The following is a 24,542-nucleotide window of genomic DNA, read 5'->3' on the forward strand; positions in this document are numbered from 1 at the left end:
CAATATGACAATACATTCTTACTCACTTGATAATGGGCTTAACATTCATATCAAACAAGACACCCGCGCTCCAGTAGTTTTATCACAAATATGGTATAAAGTAGGCTCATCTTATGAACCTAAAGGCATTACTGGTATTTCTCACATGCTTGAACACATGATGTTTAAAGGCACATCGAAATACACAAAAGAAGATATGAACAGCCTTGTAGAAAACAATGGTGGTGTGCAAAATGCTTTTACAAGCTTTGACTATACTGCATATTATCAGTTTTGGCATAAAAAGAATTTAGAGCTTAGTTTATCTATAGAGTCTTCTCGTATGAGTGACCTTCAATTCGATGATAATGAATTTAAACCTGAAAAAAAAGTTGTCTTAGAAGAGAGAAATCTTAGAGTTGATGATAAAGCTTTCAGTTTCGCTTTTGAACAATTTATGAAGCTTGCTTATAAAGATACTGGGCGTTATGCTCCTATTATTGGTTGGCGTGAAGATATAGAAAACTATAAACTTGAAGATCTAAAAAACTGGTATCAGCAACACTATGCTCCGAACAATGCAAATATTATCATAGCTGGTGACATTGACCCTAAACAATCATTTGAGCTTGTAAAAGAATATTTCCAAGATATCCCAAGATCGTCTATAGAAAATATTCAAACAAATGAACCTCGTTTTAATGTTGGCTATAGATATTCACAAATCAAGAAATCTCCAAATGAGACTTCTGCTGTTATGATGGGCTATATTACTCCATCATTAACTACAGACTATAATGATAATGACCCTTATGCCTTGATGATATTATCAAATATTCTGGGTGGTGCTGATGCCTCTATCTTACAGCAAAAAATTGTAAGAGAAGATAACCTTTGTTGTCATATTGATAGTGAATACTCCCCTTTCACAAAAGGCGAAGACATATTTGTTATCACTGCGATTGCTAACCAAGATGAAAGCCTTGAAAGCATCCAAGATAAAATTGAATCTATAATTACAAACGTAAAGCAAACAAAAGTCACACAAACTCAACTAGATAGAGCAAAAGTTGTAATTAAATCAGATAAAGTTTTTTCTATGGATTCTCTTGAAACTCAAGCAAATTTAATAGGCTCTTTGGCAAGTATTGGACTTGATGTTGACTACTACAAATATATCAATAAGCTTTATGATGTCTCAATTGAAGATGTTCATCGTGTCTTGAGCAAATATTTTAATAAAGAAAACCTAACATCACTTCACCTACTAAAAGATTAATTATGATACAAAAATCAACTATCAATAATACAAACATTTATTTCGAACAAGCTAATAGTATACCAATGCTTGATATAGCCTTAAACTTTAGAGCAGGCTCAGCTTTTGATGGCAAATTAAATGGACTTGCTGATTTAGCTGTTGGGTTATTTGGTACACAAACTAAAACCTTATCAGAAGAAGAACTTATCAATAAAATTACAGATATAGGTGCTTCTATCCATGCCGAAACTTCTAAAGAATATTTTAGCATCAAAATTCGCTCATTAAGTGATAAGAATATCTTGGTGAAACTATTTGAAATTTTAGAAGAAATTTTCACTCAACCTGATTTTAATGAAGATATTTTAGCTAGAGAAAAGCTACAAACAACAACTCACATCAAATACCTCTATAATCAGCCCAACTACTTAGCTTCTCTTGAATTTTCTAAGAATCTCTTTAGAGATAATCCATATAGCCACCCTACTATAGGTCATATTGAAACTATTGAAAAAGTAACTGTCAAAGATATTAAAGGTTTTTATGATACAAATATTTGCGCTAATAATACCAATATTTGCATAATTGGTGATATTGATAATACTAAAGCTCAAAATCTTGCAAGTACACTGATCAGTTTCTTACCTGTTGGCAATAAAAACATAGAAAACTCTACACAACATCCTGTGTCTAAAACAACTATAACAAAAAGTTTTGCGAGTAAACAAACTTCTATACTAATGGGACACCAGCTTTTTTTAGATATTGATAATTCATTATATTTTCCATTAAAACTTGGCAATGAAATACTCGGTGGAGGTGGATTAAACTCATTACTTTTCAATAAAGTTCGTGAGGAGCTAGGACTTGTATACAATGTAGGAAGTAGCATTAATCTTAATCCCGACTATGGTAGTTTTGTAATTTCAGCACAAACTAGTAACCCTGAACTTGCACTTAAAACCATAAATGATGTTTATACTGATTTCATATCATCAAATATCGATGAAGAAACTCTATGTAATTCAAAAAAGCATATTGAAGGAACTCATTTGCTAGGCTCTGTTAGAAATAGTTCTCGTTTAAGTATGATGTCATCTATAGCTAATAAGGATTTAGCCTTAGACTTTTTTGACACTTATGTTGATAATATAAATAAAGTTAGCTCCACAGATATAAAAAATGCTTTTACCGAAGTCCAAAAAAACCAAATGCTAACAGTTATGGTTGGAGATGTATAACATTGAAAACAAATACTATACGAGTTGTCGCTGGTAAATATAAAAATCGTAAACTAAAATTCCCATCAATAAATGGCTTACGTCCAACATCTGATCAACTTAAAGAAACTATATTTAATTGGTTAGCTCCATATATTCATGATAGTGTCTGTGTTGATGCTTTTGCTGGTAGTGGTAGCTTAGGTATTGAGAGCTTATCTCGAGGAGCTGAAAAGATCATTTTTTATGAACTTAATTTTAAAGCTATAACTCAGATAAAAGAAAACCTAAATAGCTTAGAGGAAAAAAACTTTGAGATACATAGAAAAGATAGTATAAAAGCATTAACTACTATCAAGCTAGATTCTAAAAGTATAATTTTTATTGATCCTCCTTTTAACAAGAAAATAGCTCCTAAAGCAATAGAATCAATTCGTAATAATATTTCTATAGAAGCTAACACAATCATATATATTGAAACCGAAAAGAATGCTAGGCTAGATCTACATGACTTTAATATTCTTAAAGAAAAAAACACTTCTAATATTTCTGCAAAATTAATTACAAAAAGTTAATTCTTTTTTTGATAATAAGATTTAGAATATACTTAAATTTATTTACCTGGTTTTAGGCTATGAGTAATATCAATCATGTTGGCATTTCTGGACCATATATTTTTAGTATAATGTTTATGCTCGGCATAGTTGCTGAAAGTATGACTGGTGTGATTTCTTCATCTAGAAGGAACATGGATGCATTTGGGGTTGTTGCCATAGCACTAACTACAGCTCTGGGTGGTGGTGTAGTAAGAGACCTACTCTTAGGTAATTTACCTGTGACAATCATCCTTGAACCACACTATATAGTTATATGTTTATTTTTTTCAGTAGTAGCACTTTTTACACAAAAATATATAAACAAATTCTATAAAGTGTTTCTAATTCTTGACTCTATTGGTCTGATAGCATTTGCGTATATAGGTAGTAACATAGCATATGAAATTTGCACAGAAGTCTTTCACATGCAGTTTTTAAGTACTTTAGTGGTTGGTATTACAATTGCTATTATAAATGGGGTAGCTGGAGGGATTATGCGTGATATGATCTGTAATGACATACCCGTAGCATTTAAATCTGAGTTATATGCTTCTGTTGCTGCTTTAATTGGAGGCTTAAATATAATATTCATTCATCTTGACATAAACTCGTATGTTGGAGCTGCAATAATAATTAGTTTTGGAGTAAATATCCGTCTTTTAGCAATTTTGTATAAATGGAAGCTACCTACAGTTTAAAAAACTGTTTTAGCATTTAAAAAAATTCAAGTATAATCTTCTACCTTACGACCATTAACCTTTATTATAATTTCCTATGACTTTTGTAAAAAATAAAAATCATATAATTATATTCTCTATATTTTGTATTTTTTTATTTATAAACCTTTGTCAGCCATTAGTAATGGATGACTTTTGGCGATCAAACATTAATGCTTTATATAAAGGAACCATATTCACTAATGTTTATCAGGACTATTTTTATTGGACTGGAAGAATATCTGCCCAGATTCCTGTATATTTGTTTTTTAACAAGAGTTACCCATTTTTATTAGGTTTTATAGACCTAATCAATGCTTTTGCTATGACTTCATTAGTAGTATACCTTTATAAGAGCGTTATAAAAAATGAATACAATACTTGCTCTAAACAGTTTATAATATTTTTAAGCTTATTCTTGTTATACTTTTTCAAATCTGGATTTATCTCTAGTGCTACGTGGAAAACAGGCAGTATCCAATATTTGTGGGGGCTAAGTCTATTAGTTTATATTTTCCATAAATTACATGTCGAAAATATAAGTCAAAGGCTTTTAAGCATTATCTATGGGATTATACTTGGCTGTTATAATGAAGCTTTTTTCATGGTTATATTTATAATTATTTTTTACTATATTATTTTTCAGATCACTGCTCGAGAAAAATTAAACAAAAATACTTTATTCTTTTTTATTCCATTTATAGTTTCTGGAGTATTAATGATTATAGCTCCAGGCAATTATGTTAGAACTGCTGGAATGCTTAGTGGCCAAACTTTGTTCTCTTACCTTGCATCTCACTTTATAGACTTCATTATTTTATTCGTTACCAAGTTTGAACTCTCTATACCTTTTTTACTATCTATAGTTCTTACATTAATTTATGAGAAAAACACAAAAACTAAAACATTTATATGCCTTGGATTAATTTCAATTTCATTAACTATTTTTTTGATCATGTTTGGGCTTTCTACTAGAGTTGAAATGGTATACATGCTTGTATATTTTTATATTTGTTGTAAGTATTTTTTAAGCATAGAGAGAATATACCATTTCAAATACCTACATATTATTTTTTTAATTATTCTTGCTATTTACTCATATAAACTAGTATCAGTATATTTTCAGGTTGGTCTTCGTAAGGAGATGAGAAGTGAAGAAATTCATCAGTATAAAAAAGAAAATAAAAAAAATATAACTCTCACTAACTTTTTCCTTCCAAGCAGGAATAATGTATATTACACCGAATTAGCACCCTTTAAAAATGACTGGTATAATGAGCAATTTGCTAAATACTATGGTTTTGATTCTGTAGCTGCAAAATACCATGGTTTTGGTTATGTACCCAAAAAAAAGTAAAGTCACTCTACTGATTAGTTTATTATAGTGACTGACTAACGGATGGATTATCAAGAATATATTTAACTATAATACCGAAAAATATAGTCATAAATTAGCAAAGAACAGCTGTTGTAAAACAGCACTTAAATAGCGATAAAGCTTCAAATATTTACAGTTTTTAAGTACAATATATTACTCTATTATAATATTTATTATTACTCTTTTTATGGCAAATATGAAAAATAAAACTTATGCTATAGCTATACTTATATTTTGTTTGTTTTTATTTATAAATTATTGTCAACCATTAATAATGGATGACTTTTGGCGCTCAAATATTGATGCTTTATATAAAGGAACTATCCTTTCTAATCTCTATCATGACTATTTCTACTGGACTGGAAGAATGTCAGCACAGCTTCCTGTGTACCTATTTTTTAACAAAAGCTATCCTTTTTTACTAGTATTAATAAACTTTATTAATGCTTTTGCTATGACTTTATTCATAATCTACCTTTATAAAAGTGTTATGAAGAACAAATACAAAGTTTGCTCTAAACACTTTATAATATACTTAAGCTTATTTCTATTATATTTTTTTAAATCTGGGTTTATTGCTAACGCCACATGGAAAACAGTCGGCATTCAATATTTGTGGGGAATAAGTTTATTAGTTTATATATTCCATGAATTATATGTTGAAGATAAAGTCCAAAGGCTTCTAAGTATCATATATGGGATTATACTTGGTTGTTATAATGAAGCCTTTTTTATGGTTATCTTTACTATTGTCTTTTACTATATAATCTTTCAAGTTACTGCTCGAAAAAAATTAAATACAAACACATTATTCTTTCTTATTTCATTTATAATCTCTGGAGTGTTAATGATTATAGCACCTGGAAACTATGTTAGAACTAATGGGATGCTTGAAGGACAATCTTTACTTTCCTATCTTTTAACTCACTTTATTGATTTTATTACTTACTTCACCAATAAACCTGAATTATTTTTACCATTTTTACTCTCTATTATCCTCACATTAGTTTATGAGAAAAACACAAAGACTAAAATATTTATATGCCTTGGCTTAACTTCGATTTCATTTACGATGTTTTTTATAATGTTTGGGCTTTCTACTAGGGTTGAAATGATATACATGGTCGTATATTTTTATGTCTGTTGTAAGTATTTTTTAAATATAAGGCTAATTAACCATTTAAAGTATTTATACCTCTTGTGTTTAGCTATTATCGCTTTTTATTCATATCAGTTATTTTCAGCTTACTTAGAAATGGGTACTGATAATCAGATCAGAAACCAAGAAATTATAGAATACCAAGAGAACAATATTAAAGACGCTGTTGTTTCAAATTATTTTCTATCAAAGCAAAACGATGTTTACTATTATGAATTAGCTCCATTTAAGAATAATTGGTATAACCAGCAGTTTGCAGAATATTATAATTTTGACTCCATAGTAGCAGAACATTAAAACATAAATCATTCACAATAAAAAATCCACATTATCATCATTATCAAAAACTTCTAGTAATGGTTCAAAATTAATCGACAATCCTATTACTTTAAATACTTCAGCTAACTTATCTCCAAGTAAAAGTTCTTTCATATCTGTACTATATCTCAGCTGTTCCTCTAAGCTTATCCGTTTTGATATATCTGTAAATACGCTTGCTACATCCGCTCTTTTAAGAAAGTTTGACTGGGTCATAAACCCCTGTAATTCAAACCCATTTTCACAGGCACTTTCAACAACGGCAGTAAAATCAATATGAGCTGTAATATCTTGCTCACCAACATTAATAAAAGGGTCATAATTCACTCTGTGCTGATGATAACAAGCTAAGGTTCCCATACTTCTTTCAGCTCTATAATAATCTGCTCGATGATAACCATAATCAGCTATTAGCACAACACCAGCTTCTAAGCATTCTGAAAGAGATTTTACCCAGGGTCTAATCCAGGTATTAACTTCACTTGTATAATCAGTTTCAAATATAAGCCCATCATTTTTAAGAATTTCTACTTCATTATCAAATCGAGATTCATTTTTAGACAAATCAACAAAGCTAAACTCATTACCAACCAAAGCTACACCTTGTTGCTTTATACTTGTGCCATATGACTTAAAAATTTCTACTGGCATTGCATCTAAAACTTCATTAGCAAAAACTATGGCTTTAACTTTTTGTTTAGGTAATTCATACAACCATTCAAATTTATCGTAAAGGTGAGGAGCTTTTTCTTTTATAAAATATTGTTGTCGTAACCTTAAGTCATTACTTAACTCTATAATAATGTATTTTCTAGGCAGCTCCTTAAGTCTCTCAAGTTGTAGTATACTATCAACTGCAAACTTACCAGTACCAGCGCCAAACTCAATAACACATGTATCTTTACCTATCTCTCTTATAATCTTTGCGAATACTTCAGCAAAAGTACAAGCAAATATAGAAGTTTGGCTTGTTGCCGTTATAAAGTCACCTGCTGAAGATATTTTATCTTTAGCTCCCGAATAATATCCTAATTCAGGATAGTATAATGCTAGATGCATATAATCCTGAAAAGTTATTATGCCATCATTTTTTTGGATTTTTTTACAAATAATTTCTTTAAGACTCAAAACAATATCAAATAAAATTTAGTTAATTGTGATTATTTTAAAAGTATTTTAAATTTTAAGCAAAAAAATATGACTTTCAAAGAAAAAAAGATTAGAATACTAGCTCATAAAATACCTATAATTAAAAAACATGTCAATTATAAATACTTATCCTATTGCAATAACAGGCGGTATAGCTAGTGGTAAATCTAAAGCTACAGAAATTTTACGCGAAAAACTAGATTTAACTGTCGTATGTGCTGATACTATCAGTAGAGAAATTACAAAAAAACCCACAGTCATAAAAAAAATAGCAGAAAAATTTGGCAGCGATGTCATAATGAATAAAAATATAAATCGTGCAATGCTTAGATCAATTATTACTGAGTCGCGCGAAGCAAAAAAATGGCTAGAAGATTATCTACATCCTGTAATTAATAGAGAAATAAAAAAACAAGTAAAAGAATCCTCTTCTTCTATGACTATTGTAGATATTCCTCTACTAGCACCTTATAACATCAAGCACTATAGTTATGTAAAAAAAGTAATCGTAATTAAAGCAGACTTTGAAACAAGAGTTCAAAGATTAATGGAAAGAGATAATAAAGATCGTCAACAAGCTACCGCTTTCATAAACTTACAAATATCTGATACTGAAAGAGAAAAAATGGCTAATTTCGTTATTGATAATACAAGTTTATCAGACCAAGAATTAGAAGATAAGCTTATTGACACAATTAATGACATAACTAACTTGACTAACTAATTTTTTAAATCTATAATTGTCATCACTTAATTGCACCCATAGCTCAACTGGATAGAGTACTCGGCTACGAACCGAGCGGTTAGGGGTTCGAATCCCTTTGGGTGTGCCATTAAGAATTCTTGCGGGAATAGCTCAGTGGTAGAGCACAACCTTGCCAAGGTTGGGGTCGCGAGTTCGAGCCTCGTTTCCCGCTCCAAGATATTTTAATCTACATACATAATATTACTTATCTAAAAGCATTCAATATGTTAAAATTTCAAGTAAAATATCACTAGTAATTTACATATGTCTAAAAAAATTATTTTAACAGGAATAACTCCCTCTGGAACTCCTCATCTTGGTAACTATATTGGTGCAATTAAGCCTGCTATAGAAATGTCTTTAAATCAAGATTACCAGTGTATGTACTTCATTGCAGATCAACACTCACTAGTAAAACTTTGGGATAAAAAACTTCGATTACAATACATTAATGAAATCGCTTGTTCATGGTTAGCTCTTGGGCTTGATCCAGACAACTCTTTTTTCTATCGCCAATCAGATATTCCAGAAATAATGGAACTTAATTGGATACTTACCACTGTTGCTCCAAAAGGCTTACTAAATAGAGCTCACGCATATAAAGCTCTTGCTGACCAAAATATCCAAGCAAATAATTCAGATCCAGATAAAGGTATAACTATGGGGTTGTTTAACTATCCTGTATTAATGTCAGCTGACATTATAATGTTTGATGCAGAAGTTGTTCCTGTTGGCAAAGACCAAATTCAACATATAGAGATAGCTCGAGACCTTGCAAATAGATTTAACCATATATATAAAACTCAAACGTTGGTTTTACCTCAAGCTTATACTAATGAAGATGGTCAAACCATACTTGGTTTAGATGGCCGGAAAATGTCTAAAAGTTATGATAATACTATTCCGATATTCTCTACTGAAAAGAAGCTTAGAAAACAGGTTATGAAAATAATCACAAATTCTCAACTACCTGAAGAAAAAAAAGATCCAACTAACTGTACTGTGTTTGCAATTTATAAAGCAATTGCAGAAGAGTCTGAAATTAAAAATTTAGAGCAGCAATATATAACTGGTGGATTGGGCTGGGGAGATGCTAAACAGATTTTATTTGAGAAAATAAATACATTCTTAACTGAATCACGAGAAAAATATGATTATCTGATAAACAATCCTAAAGTAGTTGAAGATATACTTGCTAAAGGAGCCAGTAAAACAAGACCACTTGCAATAAAAAAACTAGAAGAGATAAAAAATGCTATAGGAATATAGAATGAATAATTCCTCAAAAAACGTCATAATTGCAAACTATAGTATCCACTCTTTAGCTCTTATTTGTTGGGCGAAAGAAAACTTAAATAATGACTTCTATGTGCTTTCTGTAGATACTGGCTTTGCTTCAAGTGATTGGAATGACTACCTTGAAAAAGTCTTTAGTTGGCTTGATAAATCAAATATAAAATACTCACATTTAAAATCTGAAAATTCATTTCAAGAATTAGTTGCAGCCCGTAAACAATTTCCTTCTCAGCAATTTAGCTGGTGTGCAGGATTCTTAAAAGGCATTACATTACTAACTGAAATTGATGAAATAGATCCCGATTGTGAGGCAACTATTTTACTTAGCCACCGCAAAGATCTATCTTTAGCATCATCTTTACTTAAAAACCTAGATGAAGAAGAAAAATATGATTATCGTGAATTAAAATACCCTCTTTTAGATAAATCGTTTGCTGATATTCAGCAGTACATATCTGATTTACCTTTCACTCCAGTATTTAGAAGTCAAGAATGCCAGCCATGTATTCACTTTACAAAAAAAGAATTTGAAACTATCACTACACATGATAGTCAAAAAATAATACAATTAGAACAAGAAAACCAAACCTTTATGTTTGGAGTTGAATCTTTTGCTAATTCAAAAGATAACTTTTTAGATAAAGATAATATTATGCTAGAACTTTCCAAAGCTTGTAGCTGGGAATATAGCTGTGGCCTTTAAAGCCACTTTTTATAAGGATAAAATACCATGAATGAATATTTTTTATTTAGCTTACTCACTGTAGTAGCTGCCATGATGAGCTATATTAACACCAAATTTTTAAAACTTCCTAAAGCTATAGGACTAACGGTACTTTCAATAACTTTTTCTGCACTATGTGCTTCATTTTTATCTAAAGATAACTTCTTAGTAGTCGCCTTATCTAGTTTTGATTTTAAAACTACTGTTTTAGATGGAATGCTGTCATTTTTATTATTTGCTAATGCATTACATTTTAATATGATTGATCTAAAAAAAGAATTAAAAGCAATATTTGGGTTGGCTAGTGTTGGTTTATTTTTATCTGCTGGATCAACAGCCCTTTTAATTTATGGATTTTGTAAACTAGTAGGTGTGGAGCTAAGTTTTGGTTATTGCCTAGTATTTGGTGCTCTAATATCACCTACTGACCCTATTGCAGTAATTAGTACACTCGCAGGCAACAAAACAATCCCTAAACATCTTAAAACTCGAGTCGTTGGCGAGTCCTTATTTAATGATGCAACTGGAATTGTCCTTTTTGTAGTACTTTCAAATATTGTATTCTTTGGTAGTGGTGGTGATTTTGGTAACACAATATCAGTTAGTAATTTTGACTTTATCTGGACCATATCAAAGCAAATTACCATTGAAGCAGGTGGCGGTATACTTCTTGGTTATATTTTTGCAAAAACTGCTTTAATCTTTTTAAATACCAATGAAGACTCTGAGACATCAATTTTCTTAACTCTAGGTATTGCCAGTATGGGCTATGTAATTGCGCATAGCTTGCATGTATCTGGACCCATATCAATGGTGGTAGCTGGATTGTTTATTGGTAATAGCCTTTCAGACCGTAAAAATGTAAATCCTGAACAAGTCCGTAAGTTAGATAACTTTTGGATGGTAATAGATAACATGCTCAACTCATTCTTATTTATCCTAATAGGTCTTGAACTAACAAGCATACCATTTAATATAAATGCTTTTTGGATAGGTGTTGCGGGAATATTTATTGTAACGATTTCAAGATTTATTAGTGTTTCTATACCTATAACATTAATTGATAAAAAACTATCTCATAGCTCAACTAAAGATAATGTCTTAGTAGCTTGGTCAGGTGTCCGAGGAGGTATTTCCCTTGCTTTAGCATTATCACTTCCTGATGAAGGGAACATGATAGTTGGAATTACATATACTGTTGTGGTCTTATCAATACTTCTTCAAGGGTCAACTTTGAAGTTAGTCTTAAATTGGATTTATCCTCCTAAAATCATTAAGAAAGCTGCTAATGACGAGGCTTGTTAACCTCAGAAAAACTTGATATTAATAGTCATTTCTCAATCGACTATTGTTTGCTCCTTTACTATCATAAAAACCACTATTATGTGTAGAACTCATTAAACTTTCATAATGATGATTACGCCCATAGAAATCAAAATAATTATCTGTCAGCTGCTCGGGAAATGACCCTTGAAGAGTATCACTATAACCATATGGTCTTTTATAATAAGATGCTGACTTATTTAAGTAACTTGGTTCATTTTTAAGTTCAGTAGCTGCTGAGAAAACAGTTACAGAATCGGGATTCAAGTTAACTATTTTTGCACCCTTTGTTTTATTATTTGAAAAACTAGCCACGCCATCTGCATCAGTTTCATATACTTTTTCAGCAAAAACACCCTGTACTAAAAATACAGCAGTCATTATAGAAATAATCTTTTTCATAATGCTTATCTCTTTATAAAATTCTTATTATTCTTTAATATTGCCAAAGCTTGCCTATAATCACAATCATTAAGTATCATAACAATTGCTATTTTGACTGATTTATTGGCTTTCTCATAATATTCTTGTGCGACTTTATAGCTGACACCTGTAGCCTGACAAACTATATTTTTAGCCCTTTCAACAAGCTTTTCATTTGTAGGTTTGACATCGACCATCAAGTTTTCATATACTTTACCAATCTGAACCATTGATAATGTTGATATCATATTTAATATAAGTTTTTGTGTTGTTCCAGATTTAAGTCTAGTTGAGCCAGTTAAAACTTCAGGACCTGGTACAACTTCAATATTATGATTCGCAAATTCAGAAATTTTAGCATTTTTAGTGCAACTTATAGCTACAGTATTTGCATTTATTGAATTCGCATATTTTAATGCTCCAATTACATAAGGAGTTCTACCACTAGCAGCTATCCCTACAACGATATCTTTAGAACTAAGATCTATATCCATCAAATCAGATTCACCAAATATAGGATTATCTTCTGCACCTTCTTGAGCCTCAATAAATGCTCTCTCTCCACCAGCTATTAATCCAACTATAGTGTTATAATCAACACTAAATGTTGGTGGACATTCAACAGCATCTAATATCCCCAGACGACCACTTGTTCCAGCACCTACATAAATGATCCTACCACCGTTTTCTAATACTTTTGCTGTATGAGTTATAACATCTACTAAATTTGAATGTTGATCTTTTAATGCTTCAATAACACTATATTCTTCATTTATCATCAAACTAATAGCATCAGATATATTCATTTTATCTAGATTGATACTTTTGTCATTACGTAATTCTGTGTTTATATTCTTTAATATGCTCATAATACTGTCTGCTTAACTATTCCTAGTGGATAAAGATATTTACTATCTAAATATATTTTTTCTGGAAGAGCTTCCTCTTCATCATCTTTGCTATCTGCTTCTTTTTTAGCTTTAATTTCAGCTAGCTTACTTTCTCTAGTTTGGCTTTTCTTTTTATCTTTTGAGTTATCTTTAACTTCATTCTTATCTTCTGGTGCATCTTCATCTCCAAGTTCATCTTTAATTTCTTGAGCTTTCATATCAAGAGCTGTTGTTTGGATATAAATCTTATTTACTGTATTTTTCACAGAATCTATATCTGCTAATATTTGTGGGCTTACTGCACTATCTAAATCAATTGTTTGTAAAATATCAAAATCATAATTCAATTGCATGACCTTGTCTTTTGTAAATACAAATAAATAACCAAACTTAGGAACTACTAACTGTATCCCCTCATCACTATTCTCCTCTTCCTCATCATTTTTATCCTGCCCAAGACGCTTTGGTTTTGGTGGGGGTGTAGGCTGAGATTCATCTTTTTCAAACTCGAACTCTTTCTCTAAACCATTTTCACCATATTCTAAAGATTCAAAACTTCCATAACCTTTCTTATACTCATAGCGATGTAATTTTTCAGGTTCATAAGTAATTATGTATATTGATTCATTATTTTTTGAAACAATTACTGGCTCACCAACACTTTCACCATCAATATAAGTATCTAAACTTTTTCCAATTCTATGGTCACCATTATAATTAAAATCACTTATATGCATTAAAGTTTTACTGTTATTATCTGGATGAATAATTAATGCCATATTTGCATCAAAATTATTTGTGAAGTCAGGTACAAGTAATTTAATATTTTTTTCTGTCAATTCTCGCTTGATATTTAGTTTACCACCAAGCTTCATTTTATATTGCTTATCAGAAGTTGAATATGTTGAATAATAAGCCTCTAATATTTCCATAGAACCTTTCTTCTGATCAGCTTTTCTTATAATGACTATTTGTGGGGGAGAATCTTTCTCCTCATAATACCAAGCAACATCAAAAATATTTTCTTTAATAAAAGGTCCACCGATACTACCACCACTAGAATCTCCATTTGAAACAGGCTTCCAATTACCTATTTCATTGCCTAACTGCTCATTATCCTCTTCTAAACCCTTAACCTCATCAGCAAGAATATCTTCTAAGTTTACACTTGTTGTAAAAAGTTTATTTGTATCATGAATTATAAGATGTAGAGTCCATTTCCCATCTTCAAGATTCCAGCCAACTTTAACCTTAAACTCAGAGTCCATACCTTCTGGAATTGGTACACCTATCTTTGCATTTTCAGTAAATATACTTATTTGTTGATTTTGAACCTGAATAAAACCAATAAATCCTTTATAATCTTCCTCTATTTCACCATCAGAAAGTCTATAGCTTTTTGCCTGTGGTTCAGTTATTGCAGAAATATTTATCATAGGAACATTTATAGGGATATAATCTCCATCAAAATTTTGATAAATATTATCCATAGCTGCGTTATAAATTATATTTTTGGTTAAATCCACTTTATCGCCGCTACGATTATATGCCTTATATATATCATTGAAACTCATATATTGTTGCCCTTGATATAATTTAGCATTACCATTCTTTGGAAAAAATGATGTGATATCATCTTCATCGACAACTATCTCAAATTTACTATTCCCAATGATATATTCATTTGTCTTAGTAAAATCTATATCATCTTGAATATTTGAAACATAGGTTTCACCTAAAACCTTTTCATTACTATTTTTAACAATGCTTTTTGTTGTAAGCAAACCCATTCTGAATGAATAAAGCAACCCTGTAAGCATTACCATAATTACAAAAGCAAAGATTAATGCCATAAGTAAGGCAGAACCAGAATTTTTAATACTCTTAAATCTCATATGCCACTTATGTCGTACCCATTAAATAAATTTTACTAAATTTTTTACCATCAACTTTAAATGATAGTTTCAATGCTGCTATTTTGTCACCTCTAACCGTAATTAACTTATTTTTTACTTTCTCCCATTTTATAGTAGGATCACCCTGCTTTATATCTTCATTAAAGACATATTCAATATGTAATTCACTAATTCCATCGATAAGTTCATAAGCTGAAGTATCATTTGGACCTTGCTTCACAAACTCATAAAGTGCGTAGATTTCTTTTTTATCCTTACCTTTACGACCTGTATCTGCTATAAAAAATGTTTCTAATATATATTTTCCAACATAATCATTTTCTTTAAACTTATCTTCAATTCGTTGATTAGTTGAAACAAAATCACCAGTAATTGCTGATACTTTTTCTAACTCGCACTCTGTAGCATTACAAAGTACTAAATAATCGTTAGCCTTAATATCTTGTTCAGGAGAAACTCCTTTTCTGAACTCATTTAGTTTAAAAATATTATTTGATGAATTTGTTTTTAGTGATGAACCAAGAGTTGCTCGCTGAATCATTATAAAATCAGTTTTTGGCTGTACGCAGTGAAGCTCTGTATAAATATTCATACTTTCTAAGCTTTTGTTATCTTTCTGTTTTTCTTTACACAGTTCTGGATCAAGCTTTAAATCCTCCGGTAGGCTTGGTATGTTAGCTACCGGAGATTCCCCAATAGTTATAATACCTGCTTTGCCGAATATATCACCAAAGTTATCCCCTGAGTTATCCACAAGATCTTGGTACATATCTCCATATTTTGTCGCAAAACCAGCTCCGCCGATAGCATTATAAAATATTTGCTTGACCATTAACTGCTTTGCATTCATCTGATGTCTTTTATCTAGTTTATTGTATTGGTTTTTCATATCTATATAAATATTCAAAGCCATACCCATTACAAGGGCTGCTATAACCATTGAAACCATTAATTCTGGCAAAGTAAATCCAGCGATTTTTTTATACTTCATCGCTCTCATTTTTTACAACCTCTCTTTCAACAATTTTTATTCTATCAGCAGCTCCCATAGTATCATCAAAGGCTGCGATATTTACTATCTTATATACAATATCGACATCATTATCTTCTGCCTTTTGTGCTTTCTTATCAGCTTTTTCTGCCATTTTTTTAATATCAGCAACACTTAAAGCTTTAAATCTATTAACAGATTTTTCTTCTGATTTCTCCTCAGGTATTGATTCATTCTCTTGTTCGATAATTACAGTTTTTTTGAACTCAATTCCATTTTTAGTAGGCTTATCATCAAAAACGCCTGTAAGACGATAGATACTTACTCGCTCATCTAAAGTACTAGAGATTTCATCTTTCTTATTATCTAGTGCGATACTAACTAAAACACTATTTAGAAGTATAAAGCCTGAAGATAATACAAAAAGTAGAATCATTGCCGCTAACATTGATTCTACTATCCCAAAACCTTTTTGGGATTTTATATTTTTTAGGCTCATGACTTCACAGAAAAGCTTTTATGCTTCTTTGAACTGTCCGAATGACATTAATTTATCATATCTTTTAGAGTTTCTTTGTTCTACAGACATTTTACTTAATTCTTTGATTTCTGCTGAAAGAGCTTTTTTAATATTTTCAGCAGTTACTCCATAGTCTCTATGCGCTCCACCTAATGGCTCAGGTACTACACCGTCGACTATTTTAAGCTCTTTAAGTCTATTAGAAGTAATATTCATCATTTGTGTAACTTCAGAAGCTTTTTCTGCAGTTTTATGAAGTATAGAAGCACACCCCTCTGGAGATATAGTAGCAAAATAGCTATATTGAAGCATAAGGAGTTTATCACCAACACCTATACCTAAAGCTCCGCCTGAACACCCTTCACCTATAACAGTACAAACTACCGGTACTTTAAGAGCACTCATCTCAAAAAGGTTTCTAGCAATAGCTTCACTTTGGCCACGCTCTTCTGCTTTAATTCCTGGATAAGCTCCTGGAGTATCTATAAATGTAACTATAGGCATATTGAATTTCTCAGCTAATTTCATAAGTCTTAGAGCCTTACGATAACCTTCTGGATGCATCATACCAAAGTTGTGTTTAATCTTACTTTTAGTATCACGCCCTTTTTCTTGACCTATAACCATTACTGGTTGGTTATTTAGTTTTGCTAAACCACCAATTACAGCTAAATCATCACCAAAGGCTCTATCGCCATGAAGCTCTTGAAAATCTGTAAATACAAGAGGCAATAAATCTTTAAAATATGGTCTATCTGGATGACGAGATAATTGTACTACTTGCCAGTCAGTCAGCTTAGAATATGTAGATTCCATAAATTCTAGTCTTTTCTTATTCAGCCTTTGTAATTCTTTATCTGTCTTTTCATCTTCAAATATATGTGATAAAGATGTGATTTTGTCTTCAACTTCTTTTATCTTTGATTCAAAATCTAGATAGTTCATTTAAGTACCTCTTGTTATAAATAAAAATATTAATCGTAAACGCTAACCATATATAATAATGTATTTTTCTAAAATAGAAAAGAAAAGAAAACGAACTGATATGATTTTTTTAATGGAACTTTATATAAAGCTACTGCTTTTTATTTTTCTTATAATATTATACATCAAATTCTAATGCTCTTTTTGGTACTCTATAACATTTCATCTACTCTATTAAGGTAGAGTTATACCCCCCCCTGTTATTTAATTTATCTAAAAACAACTCCATAAAAATATAACTATAGTTAAATCTGCAAACCAATGAGTGATTATCGGTGCTAGTAGACCTTTTACTTTGTATCTCATAATACCTAAAGCACCAGCATATATAAAAGTCATGCCAAAGCCAATTACGCCATTAGGGAAACCACCCGCATAATGAAAAGCTGCAAATAAAATACCTTGTATAAATATAGCTATCGAATTAGTAAAGATTTTACTTAGCTCTGTTTGAATAATTCCTCTAAAAACAGTTTCTTCAACTATTGCATTTAATAGCGTCATCAAAGGTATTAGCAATAAAAGTAGAATCGTACTATGCTTTTTCAACTCTGTAATCATAGCTGCTCCGACGCCTAAATTATCTGTCCACAATCCCCACAAAACTAAGCTTGTAGAAGCTATAATTGAAACAACAATAATAGCTAACCATATTTTGATATTTTTTATTTTACCAAGGCTGAATAATTGAAATACTTGTTTTCCATACACTAAAGCAGATATGAATAGCGTAATCATTAATGTTGCAAACATTGGATTTTGATATAGTGGGACTATTAAGTAAATAGGCAAAGTTGATAGAAACAAAAACAGATTTGAGTTAAATACTCTTTTCTCAATCAGCACACTTAAAATCAACGATAAAGCAGAAAAAACGATAGCTAGACACCCAAATAGTTCGTTCTGAAAATAAAAAGATGAAGTTATAAAAAATACATTTATAACAAAAAGAGTCTTTATAAGATTAAGCTTCGTAGACATTTTGTGTAGTTATTAGACAAATCTACAAGTGATTATAGGGAAAATTATTTTGGCTGCCAAACAATATCAAGCTCTTTAGCGGCTTTTACATCATCTAGGCGACGAGCAGGTAGATTGTACGGAGCACCTTTTAGATACTCTGGGTTTGTTTTCGCTATTTCACGAATCTCTACCATTGCTTGGATAAACTGCTCCATGCTATCTACATTTTCAGTTTCAGTTGGCTCTATAAGTAAGCATTCTGGCACTAAAAGTGGGAAATACATAGTAGGAGCATGTACACCTCTGTCGATTAAGCATTTTGCAAAGTCAGTAGCTGTTACACCATACTTTTGTAGCTCCGGCTTTAAAGTCACGATAAACTCATGCGATGCTCTACGCTCCGGGTAAGCTATTGTGAAGCCTTCATCTTTTAGGCGAGCCATAATGTAGTTAGCATTTAGCGTAGCCATTTCAGATGCTTTTGTTAAACCATTGCCACCAAGCATTTCACCGTATATCCAAGCACGCATTAGCACACCGATATTACCATTAAATGCTGATAACCTACCTATAGAGCTAGGTACATCTTCTTCAGTAAGCCAAGCGAGACCATCACCCTTTTTACCTGCTGTAGGCATAGGTAAAAACTCTTTTAACTTATCGTTTACAGCTACAGGACCTGCACCAGGACCACCACCACCATGTGGAGTAGCAAATGTCTTATGTAGATTCATGTGAAGTACATCAAATCCCATATCGCCAGGGCGAGCTTTACCCATAATTGCATTTAGATTTGCACCATCATAGTAAAGTAACCCACCTGCTTTATGAACCATTTTAGCAATAGTACCGATACTTCTTTCAAACACACCTACAGTAGATGGATTTGTCAGCATAATACCTGCAGTTTTAGGACCTAGCACTTTTTCTAGTGCATCCATATCGATATCGCCACATTTTTTAGTAGGTATTTCGATAACTTTTAAACCACAAACTTTTGCAGTAGCTGGATTTGTACCATGAGCTGCATCTGGAACTATGATTTCATTTCTTTCAAAATCACCGCGTTTGTGATGATACGCTTTTATCATAGATACACCAGCAAACTCACCTTGAGCTCCTGCCATAGGTGCTAATGATACGCCTGTCATACCTGTAAGCTCTTTGATAAGCTCTTGTAGGTCATACATACATTCTAGCGTACCTTGTACACTTTCATTAGCAGAGTATGGGTGTCTATCTAAAAATCCCGGTAATGAAGCATATTTATGAGCTGCACGAGGATTATATTTCATCGTACAAGAACCGAGCGGATAGAAATTAGTATCTATACAAAAATTCTTTTGTGAAAGTTGTGTGTAATGTCTTACTACATCAAGCTCAGCTTGTTGTGGCAATATTGGCTTTTTAGCACGAAGCATATTCTCTGGAATGTTTATAGTTCCAGTTGCTTTTTTAGGAATAACTGCAGGAGAGTTATGACCACGAGTTTTTTCAAAAATAACCATTTCTTAACCTCCTACTTTAGCAATTACTTTTTTAGCTGCAGCAACATACTCATCATGGTCACTATCATTATGAATTTCTGTTGAGCAAATCATTACACAGTTTTGTAAATTTTTATCAAATTGAGCCAAGTCAAAACCTGCATCAAAACCTTCTTTTGCCATTTCTTTGATAAAATCTTTTGCTTTGATTGGTAAATTAATAACAACTTCATGGAAATGCACACCGTCAAATCTCACACTTACATCATCAAGACTTGAAAGTTTATTTGCAAGACTGTTGGTATTTACATGACAATTCTCTGCAACTCTAGCAAGACCTTCTGCACCCATCAAGCTCATATAGATAGTAGCAGCTGTTACCATCAGACCTTGGTTAGTACAAATGTTTGAGGTAGCTTTTGCTCGACGGATATGTTGTTCACGAGCTTGTAAAGTAAGGCAAAAACCATCTTTACCATCTAAATCTACAGTTCTACCAACTATACGACCCGGCATTTGACGCACAAATGGCATCTTACAAGTCATAAAGCCAAAGTATGGTCCACCAGAAGCTATAGGCACACCTAAAGGTTGACCTTCGCCACAAACTATATCAGCACCTGTTTCACCCCATTCAGCAGGCGATTTCAGTATTGCTAAAGACACAGGATTTGTCACAGCTACGACCAAAGCACCATGATTATGAGCCCAATCTGTCAAGCCATCTACATCTGGAATTTGACCCAAGAAATTAGGACTTTGAACAACTACCGCAGCATACTGAGTAGCTTCAAAATCTTTTAGATTATCTACAGAATTCTTACCATTTCCTAAATCTAAGCTTACTACATCAACCTCTACACCTTGGTGCTTAGTTACAGTTTCTACAACTTTTAAATAAGTCGGGTGTAAAGCATCCGCTACTAGTACTTTTAGTGACTTTGCTTTTTTGTTTGAGCGAATAGCCATTAATATAGACTCTGCAAGTGCAGTCGCACCATCATACATAGATGCGTTTGATACATCCATACCTGTAAGTGAAGCTATCATTGTTTGGTATTCATAAATTACTTGCAGACCACCCTGTGATGCCTCTGCTTGATACGGTGTATATGCAGTATAAAACTCACCTCTAGCAACTATATCCCATATAGCAGCAGGTATGTGATGACTATATGCACCAGCACCGATGAAGTTTACAAGCTCTTTGTTTTTTGAAGCTCTTTTTTTAGCTAAACGAGCTAACTCTATCTCGCAAAGACCATCAGCTATTTTAAGCTTATCTGCTCTTAGCTCTGGTAAAATCTCATCAAACAAATCATCAACTGAACCAGCTTTGATTATATCGAGCATTTCTTTGATTTGCTCAGGCTTATGTGGAATAAAAGACATACAATCTCCTATGTATAGGTATTTAATAGTTAGTTAAACTTTGTAGACAAGAAATATTTAGTCTGCAATTACTTCTGAATAACTGCTAGCAGACATAAGAGCATCTAATTCTGATTCATCCGACACTTTAAGCTTAAATAACCAACCTTCACTGTAAGGACTATGATTGACTTGTGCTGGATCATCAGATACTGAATCATTTATCTCTATAACTTCACCTGCCACTGGAGAATAAACATCAGAAGCTGCCTTTACAGATTCAACTACACAAGCGTCATCACCTGTAGAAAACTCATCTCCAACTTCTGGCAACTCAACATATACAAGATCACCCAGAAGTGATTGTGCATGCTCAGTAATGCCTACAATTACTTCATCACCATCAACTTTTATCCATTCATGACTCTTTGTGTATTTTAGTTCACTAGGTATATTAGACATATTTATTCCTCCGTTATATTAAAATGTATTTATCTTATTTTTTTACTTATTTACTAGATAGCACAATATACTCGATACTATCTCTACAATCATTTAGCTATAATTTAGCTATAATTTAGCTATAGCAGTGACTTACCATTTTTGACAAATCTAGGCTTAGTAACTTCTACATCAAGTTCTTTACCTCTAATATTTACTTTAGGATTAGTTCCTTCTTTAGGTATATATGCTAATGCTATTGCCACTTTTAAACTTGGTGAAAAACTACCACTCGTAATATAACCTTTTTCACCATTATCAAAGTCTATTTCTTGACCAGCCCTTAGTACACCTTTTGAATGAAGTACTACACCAGTCCACTTAGTTTTTACACCTTGCGCTTTTTTAGCAAGATACGCTTTCTTACCGTTAAATTCTCTATCTTCATCAGATAAATCCACACTCCAACCCAAACCTCTTTCTAGTGGTGTAGTTTGAGTATTCATATCTTGACCATATAAGTGCATACCTGCTTCAAGTCTCAGAGTGTCTCTAGCACCTAAACCAGCTGGTTCAGCTCCATTCTCAAGCAACGTATTCCAAAAATCTACTGCTTTGCTTTGTGGTAAGATTATCTCAAAGCCGTCTTCGCCTGTATAGCCCGTGCGAGCATACATCCACTCACCATCTAATTTAAAGCTAAATGGTTTTAACTCTACAAGCTCACTTGAGATACTAGAACCTACTGATTTAGCAACTATATCTTTAGCATTAGGTCCTTGTACTGCGATAATTGCAGAATCTTCACAAGTTGTAATAGCCACATCAAAATCTTTTGAGTTTTCTCTAAACCAGGCTACATCAGACTCTCTATTACCAGCATTGATAACTATTCTAAAGTGATTATCAGCAACCTTATAAGTTATCAAATCATCAATAATACAAGCATCATCATTAAGCATACAGCCATACAACGCGTGATTTACTTGAAGTTTCTTTACATCATTAGCAAGTATGTTGCGCAAGAAATTCTCAGCATCTCTGCCTTCTATATCTACAGCGAGCATATGTGACACATCAAAGATACCGCAACTTGTACGAACAAGCTCATGTTCTTTGATTTGTGAACCATAATTTATTGGCATTGACCAACCCGAAAAATCTACCATGCGAGCACTTGCATTCACATGACAGTCATATAATGGAGTTTTAAGCATAGTAAAACCTTTTGAATAAAATTTAACACAATTCAGATAAATATCACTATACATTTTTAAAAGCTGTTTTATAAGTATTTTTTTAATTTTTGCATAAAAATATAGTTTAAAAAAAACATCAATTGATTCCAATGAAAGGATCTTGCTAAAAAATAACTTCCTAACTTAAACTTTTAAGATAATATATAAAGCAAAATTTAAATGTATTTGTATTAGAAAAACAACAGTAAATACGCTATCATCTTGTTGTTATATTTTAAAATTTTCGTCAAACGATAAAATAAGGAAGGAAATCCATGAATTTACATGAATATCAAGCTAAAGATCTTTTAGAAAGCTACGGCTTAAAAGTTCAAAAAGGTATTGTTGCTCATAATCCAAATGAAGCTGCTCAAGCATTTGACCAAATCGGTAGTAAATTTGCTGTTGTTAAAGCACAGGTTCATGCTGGTGGCCGTGGTAAAGCTGGCGGTGTTAAAGTTGTTAAGTCTTCTCAAGAAGCGCGTGAAGTTGCTGAAGGTCTTATCGGTACAAACTTAGTTACATTCCAAACAGATGCTGATGGTCAACCTGTAAATTCTGTTGGTATATTCGAAGATGTATACCCTGTTTCTCGTGAATTATACTTAGGCGCTGTTGTAGACAGATCTAGCCGTAAAGTTACATTTATGGTTTCATCTGAAGGTGGTGTAGATATTGAGGAAGTCGCTCATAACACTCCAGAAAAAATTCTTAAAGTAGAAGTAGATCCATTAGTAGGTCTTCAACCATTCCAAGCTCGTGATGTTGCTTTTCAACTAGGCTTAGAAGGCAAACAAATCAACGACTTCACAAAGACTATGCTAGGTGCTTACAAAGCATTTGTTGAATGTGACTTTGCATTATTTGAGATTAACCCTCTTGCTGTAAGAGAAAATGGTGAGATCGTATGTGTTGATGGTAAAATCAATCTTGATTCAAATGCTCTATACAGACACCCTAAACTTTTAGCTCTAAGAGATAAGTCTCAAGAAAACGCTAAAGAGCTTAAAGCATCTGAGCATGAGCTAAACTATGTTGCTCTTGAAGGTAATATCGGTTGTATGGTAAACGGCGCTGGTCTTGCAATGGCTACTATGGATATCATCCAGTTATATGGTGGTAAGCCTGCTAACTTCCTAGATGTAGGTGGTGGCGCAACTAAAGAAAGAGTTATCGAAGCATTTAAACTAATCTTAGATGATGAGAATGTAAAAGCTGTATTGATCAACATCTTCGGTGGTATCGTTAGATGTGACATGATCGCAGAAGCTATTATTGATGCTGTTAAAGAAGTAAATGTAACTGTACCAGTTGTTGTTCGTTTAGAAGGTAACAATGCTGAATTAGGTTCTAAAATCTTATCAGAGTCTGGCTTAAAGCTTATCCCTGCAGAAGGTTTAGCTGACGCTGCTGATAAAGTTGTAAAATCTCTAAAGTAATTTAAATAAAGACAG

The 24,542-nt window shown here is 32.2% G+C and carries 23 protein-coding genes and 2 tRNA genes; 13 read left to right on the forward strand and 12 right to left on the reverse strand.

Features of this window, described 5'->3' with window-relative positions:
• The first annotated feature begins 4 nt into the window (after positions 1–4).
• The 6 genes from FLM55_RS02255 (at position 5) to FLM55_RS02280 (ending at position 6,606) form a co-directional block, all read left to right on the forward strand.
• Positions 5–1,258: a pitrilysin family protein gene (locus FLM55_RS02255; protein ID WP_178947822.1), complete on the forward strand. Its 1,254-nt coding sequence runs from the start codon at positions 5–7 to the stop codon at positions 1,256–1,258.
• 2 nt (positions 1,259–1,260) lie between these two features.
• Entirely contained in the window at positions 1,261–2,481 is a 1,221-nt protein-coding gene (locus tag FLM55_RS02260; RefSeq protein WP_178947823.1) for a pitrilysin family protein, read from the forward strand.
• 2 nt (positions 2,482–2,483) lie between these two features.
• Positions 2,484–3,035 carry a 16S rRNA (guanine(966)-N(2))-methyltransferase RsmD gene (gene rsmD, locus FLM55_RS02265; RefSeq protein ID WP_178947824.1) on the forward strand — a complete coding sequence of 184 codons (552 nt, stop codon included), beginning with the start codon at positions 2,484–2,486 and terminating at the stop codon, positions 3,033–3,035.
• A 68-nt stretch (positions 3,036–3,103) separates the two neighbouring features.
• The gene (locus tag FLM55_RS02270) at positions 3,104–3,754 is read left to right on the forward strand and encodes a trimeric intracellular cation channel family protein (protein ID WP_112870891.1); all 651 of its coding nucleotides are present in this window, start codon (positions 3,104–3,106) and stop codon (positions 3,752–3,754) included.
• A 76-nt stretch (positions 3,755–3,830) separates the two neighbouring features.
• Complete coding sequence (locus FLM55_RS02275) at positions 3,831–5,129, forward strand: DUF6056 family protein (protein WP_178947825.1); 1,299 nt, start codon at positions 3,831–3,833, stop codon at positions 5,127–5,129.
• Positions 5,130–5,346: 217 nt separating this feature from the next.
• The gene (locus tag FLM55_RS02280; RefSeq protein ID WP_256868903.1) at positions 5,347–6,606 is read left to right on the forward strand and encodes a DUF6056 family protein; all 1,260 of its coding nucleotides are present in this window, start codon (positions 5,347–5,349) and stop codon (positions 6,604–6,606) included.
• A gap of 12 nt (positions 6,607–6,618) precedes the next feature.
• Here FLM55_RS02280 and FLM55_RS02285 read toward each other — a convergent pair whose 3' ends face one another.
• On the reverse strand, positions 6,619–7,755 hold the full coding sequence (locus FLM55_RS02285) for a class I SAM-dependent methyltransferase (protein ID WP_178947826.1): 1,137 nt from the start codon (positions 7,753–7,755) through the stop codon (positions 6,619–6,621).
• A gap of 130 nt (positions 7,756–7,885) precedes the next feature.
• Between FLM55_RS02285 and coaE the strand changes: the two genes are divergently transcribed.
• The 6 genes from coaE to FLM55_RS02315 all read left to right on the forward strand — a co-directional run bounded on the left by coaE (position 7,886) and on the right by FLM55_RS02315 (position 11,846).
• Entirely contained in the window at positions 7,886–8,500 is a 615-nt protein-coding gene (gene coaE / locus FLM55_RS02290; RefSeq protein WP_112869752.1) for a dephospho-CoA kinase, read from the forward strand.
• A 32-nt stretch (positions 8,501–8,532) separates the two neighbouring features.
• Positions 8,533–8,609: transfer RNA gene (locus FLM55_RS02295), tRNA-Arg, on the forward strand.
• Between the two features lie 12 nt (positions 8,610–8,621).
• A tRNA-Gly gene (locus FLM55_RS02300) sits at positions 8,622–8,696 on the forward strand.
• A gap of 89 nt (positions 8,697–8,785) precedes the next feature.
• Complete coding sequence (trpS, locus tag FLM55_RS02305) at positions 8,786–9,790, forward strand: tryptophan--tRNA ligase (protein WP_178947827.1); 1,005 nt, start codon at positions 8,786–8,788, stop codon at positions 9,788–9,790.
• A gap of 1 nt (position 9,791) precedes the next feature.
• Complete coding sequence (locus tag FLM55_RS02310) at positions 9,792–10,520, forward strand: hypothetical protein (RefSeq protein ID WP_178947828.1); 729 nt, start codon at positions 9,792–9,794, stop codon at positions 10,518–10,520.
• Positions 10,521–10,547: 27 nt separating this feature from the next.
• The gene (locus FLM55_RS02315; RefSeq protein ID WP_178947829.1) at positions 10,548–11,846 is read left to right on the forward strand and encodes a sodium:proton antiporter; all 1,299 of its coding nucleotides are present in this window, start codon (positions 10,548–10,550) and stop codon (positions 11,844–11,846) included.
• A gap of 18 nt (positions 11,847–11,864) precedes the next feature.
• Here FLM55_RS02315 and FLM55_RS02320 read toward each other — a convergent pair whose 3' ends face one another.
• The 11 genes from FLM55_RS02320 to gcvT all read right to left on the reverse strand — a co-directional run bounded on the left by FLM55_RS02320 (position 11,865) and on the right by gcvT (position 23,067).
• Positions 11,865–12,266: a hypothetical protein gene (locus tag FLM55_RS02320; RefSeq protein WP_178947830.1), complete on the reverse strand. Its 402-nt coding sequence runs from the start codon at positions 12,264–12,266 to the stop codon at positions 11,865–11,867.
• Between the two features lie 5 nt (positions 12,267–12,271).
• On the reverse strand, positions 12,272–13,156 hold the full coding sequence (murQ, locus tag FLM55_RS02325) for an N-acetylmuramic acid 6-phosphate etherase (RefSeq protein ID WP_178947831.1): 885 nt from the start codon (positions 13,154–13,156) through the stop codon (positions 12,272–12,274).
• Complete coding sequence (locus FLM55_RS02330) at positions 13,153–15,072, reverse strand: hypothetical protein (RefSeq protein ID WP_178947832.1); 1,920 nt, start codon at positions 15,070–15,072, stop codon at positions 13,153–13,155. Before FLM55_RS02330 ends, murQ begins: the two co-directional genes overlap by 4 nt.
• 7 nt (positions 15,073–15,079) lie before the next feature.
• The gene (locus tag FLM55_RS02335) at positions 15,080–16,093 is read right to left on the reverse strand and encodes a PilW family protein (protein WP_178947833.1); all 1,014 of its coding nucleotides are present in this window, start codon (positions 16,091–16,093) and stop codon (positions 15,080–15,082) included.
• Positions 16,074–16,583: a pilus assembly protein gene (locus tag FLM55_RS02340; RefSeq protein WP_178947834.1), complete on the reverse strand. Its 510-nt coding sequence runs from the start codon at positions 16,581–16,583 to the stop codon at positions 16,074–16,076. The genes FLM55_RS02335 and FLM55_RS02340 overlap by 20 nt, the downstream gene beginning before the upstream one ends.
• Before the next feature lie 18 nt (positions 16,584–16,601).
• Positions 16,602–17,549, reverse strand: a complete 948-nt coding sequence (locus FLM55_RS02345) for an acetyl-CoA carboxylase carboxyltransferase subunit alpha (protein WP_178947835.1) — start codon at positions 17,547–17,549, stop codon at positions 16,602–16,604.
• A gap of 252 nt (positions 17,550–17,801) precedes the next feature.
• Complete coding sequence (locus FLM55_RS02350; RefSeq protein WP_178947836.1) at positions 17,802–18,569, reverse strand: CPBP family intramembrane glutamic endopeptidase; 768 nt, start codon at positions 18,567–18,569, stop codon at positions 17,802–17,804.
• 44 nt (positions 18,570–18,613) lie between these two features.
• Positions 18,614–20,059: an aminomethyl-transferring glycine dehydrogenase subunit GcvPB gene (gene gcvPB, locus FLM55_RS02355; protein ID WP_178947837.1), complete on the reverse strand. Its 1,446-nt coding sequence runs from the start codon at positions 20,057–20,059 to the stop codon at positions 18,614–18,616.
• Between the two features lie 3 nt (positions 20,060–20,062).
• Complete coding sequence (gcvPA, locus tag FLM55_RS02360; RefSeq protein WP_178947838.1) at positions 20,063–21,430, reverse strand: aminomethyl-transferring glycine dehydrogenase subunit GcvPA; 1,368 nt, start codon at positions 21,428–21,430, stop codon at positions 20,063–20,065.
• Positions 21,431–21,487: 57 nt separating this feature from the next.
• Positions 21,488–21,871 carry a glycine cleavage system protein GcvH gene (gene gcvH, locus FLM55_RS02365; protein WP_178947839.1) on the reverse strand — a complete coding sequence of 128 codons (384 nt, stop codon included), beginning with the start codon at positions 21,869–21,871 and terminating at the stop codon, positions 21,488–21,490.
• 119 nt (positions 21,872–21,990) lie between these two features.
• The gene (gcvT, locus tag FLM55_RS02370; protein WP_178947840.1) at positions 21,991–23,067 is read right to left on the reverse strand and encodes a glycine cleavage system aminomethyltransferase GcvT; all 1,077 of its coding nucleotides are present in this window, start codon (positions 23,065–23,067) and stop codon (positions 21,991–21,993) included.
• A 296-nt stretch (positions 23,068–23,363) separates the two neighbouring features.
• Here gcvT and sucC point away from each other — a divergent pair, with 296 nt between their 5' ends.
• Positions 23,364–24,527, forward strand: a complete 1,164-nt coding sequence (gene sucC, locus FLM55_RS02375; protein ID WP_178947841.1) for an ADP-forming succinate--CoA ligase subunit beta — start codon at positions 23,364–23,366, stop codon at positions 24,525–24,527.
• Positions 24,528–24,542 lie beyond the last annotated feature (15 nt).

Origin of the sequence: Francisella sp. Scap27, assembly GCF_013394105.1 — a bacterium.
In the GTDB taxonomy this organism is placed as follows: Bacteria; Pseudomonadota; Gammaproteobacteria; order Francisellales; family Francisellaceae; genus Francisella; species Francisella adeliensis.

Bases quoted from the DNA above. Each gene is read 5' to 3' on its own strand.
- FLM55_RS02255 (WP_178947822.1), top strand. From the start codon at position 5: ATGACAATACATTCTTACTCACTTGATAATGGGCTTAACATTCATATC.
- FLM55_RS02260 (WP_178947823.1), top strand. From the start codon at position 1,261: ATGATACAAAAATCAACTATCAATAATACAAACATTTATTTCGAACAA.
- FLM55_RS02275 (WP_178947825.1), top strand. From the start codon at position 3,831: ATGACTTTTGTAAAAAATAAAAATCATATAATTATATTCTCTATATTT.
- FLM55_RS02280 (WP_256868903.1), top strand. From the start codon at position 5,347: ATGAAAAATAAAACTTATGCTATAGCTATACTTATATTTTGTTTGTTT.
- coaE (WP_112869752.1), top strand. From the start codon at position 7,886: ATGTCAATTATAAATACTTATCCTATTGCAATAACAGGCGGTATAGCT.
- trpS (WP_178947827.1), top strand. From the start codon at position 8,786: ATGTCTAAAAAAATTATTTTAACAGGAATAACTCCCTCTGGAACTCCT.
- FLM55_RS02310 (WP_178947828.1), top strand. From the start codon at position 9,792: ATGAATAATTCCTCAAAAAACGTCATAATTGCAAACTATAGTATCCAC.
- FLM55_RS02315 (WP_178947829.1), top strand. From the start codon at position 10,548: ATGAATGAATATTTTTTATTTAGCTTACTCACTGTAGTAGCTGCCATG.
- FLM55_RS02320 (WP_178947830.1), bottom strand. From the start codon at position 12,266: ATGAAAAAGATTATTTCTATAATGACTGCTGTATTTTTAGTACAGGGT.
- murQ (WP_178947831.1), bottom strand. From the start codon at position 13,156: ATGAGCATATTAAAGAATATAAACACAGAATTACGTAATGACAAAAGT.
- FLM55_RS02330 (WP_178947832.1), bottom strand. From the start codon at position 15,072: ATGAGATTTAAGAGTATTAAAAATTCTGGTTCTGCCTTACTTATGGCA.
- FLM55_RS02335 (WP_178947833.1), bottom strand. From the start codon at position 16,093: ATGAGAGCGATGAAGTATAAAAAAATCGCTGGATTTACTTTGCCAGAA.
- FLM55_RS02340 (WP_178947834.1), bottom strand. From the start codon at position 16,583: ATGAGCCTAAAAAATATAAAATCCCAAAAAGGTTTTGGGATAGTAGAA.
- FLM55_RS02345 (WP_178947835.1), bottom strand. From the start codon at position 17,549: ATGAACTATCTAGATTTTGAATCAAAGATAAAAGAAGTTGAAGACAAA.
- FLM55_RS02350 (WP_178947836.1), bottom strand. From the start codon at position 18,569: ATGTCTACGAAGCTTAATCTTATAAAGACTCTTTTTGTTATAAATGTA.
- gcvPB (WP_178947837.1), bottom strand. From the start codon at position 20,059: ATGGTTATTTTTGAAAAAACTCGTGGTCATAACTCTCCTGCAGTTATT.
- gcvPA (WP_178947838.1), bottom strand. From the start codon at position 21,430: ATGTCTTTTATTCCACATAAGCCTGAGCAAATCAAAGAAATGCTCGAT.
- gcvH (WP_178947839.1), bottom strand. From the start codon at position 21,871: ATGTCTAATATACCTAGTGAACTAAAATACACAAAGAGTCATGAATGG.
- gcvT (WP_178947840.1), bottom strand. From the start codon at position 23,067: ATGCTTAAAACTCCATTATATGACTGTCATGTGAATGCAAGTGCTCGC.
- sucC (WP_178947841.1), top strand. From the start codon at position 23,364: ATGAATTTACATGAATATCAAGCTAAAGATCTTTTAGAAAGCTACGGC.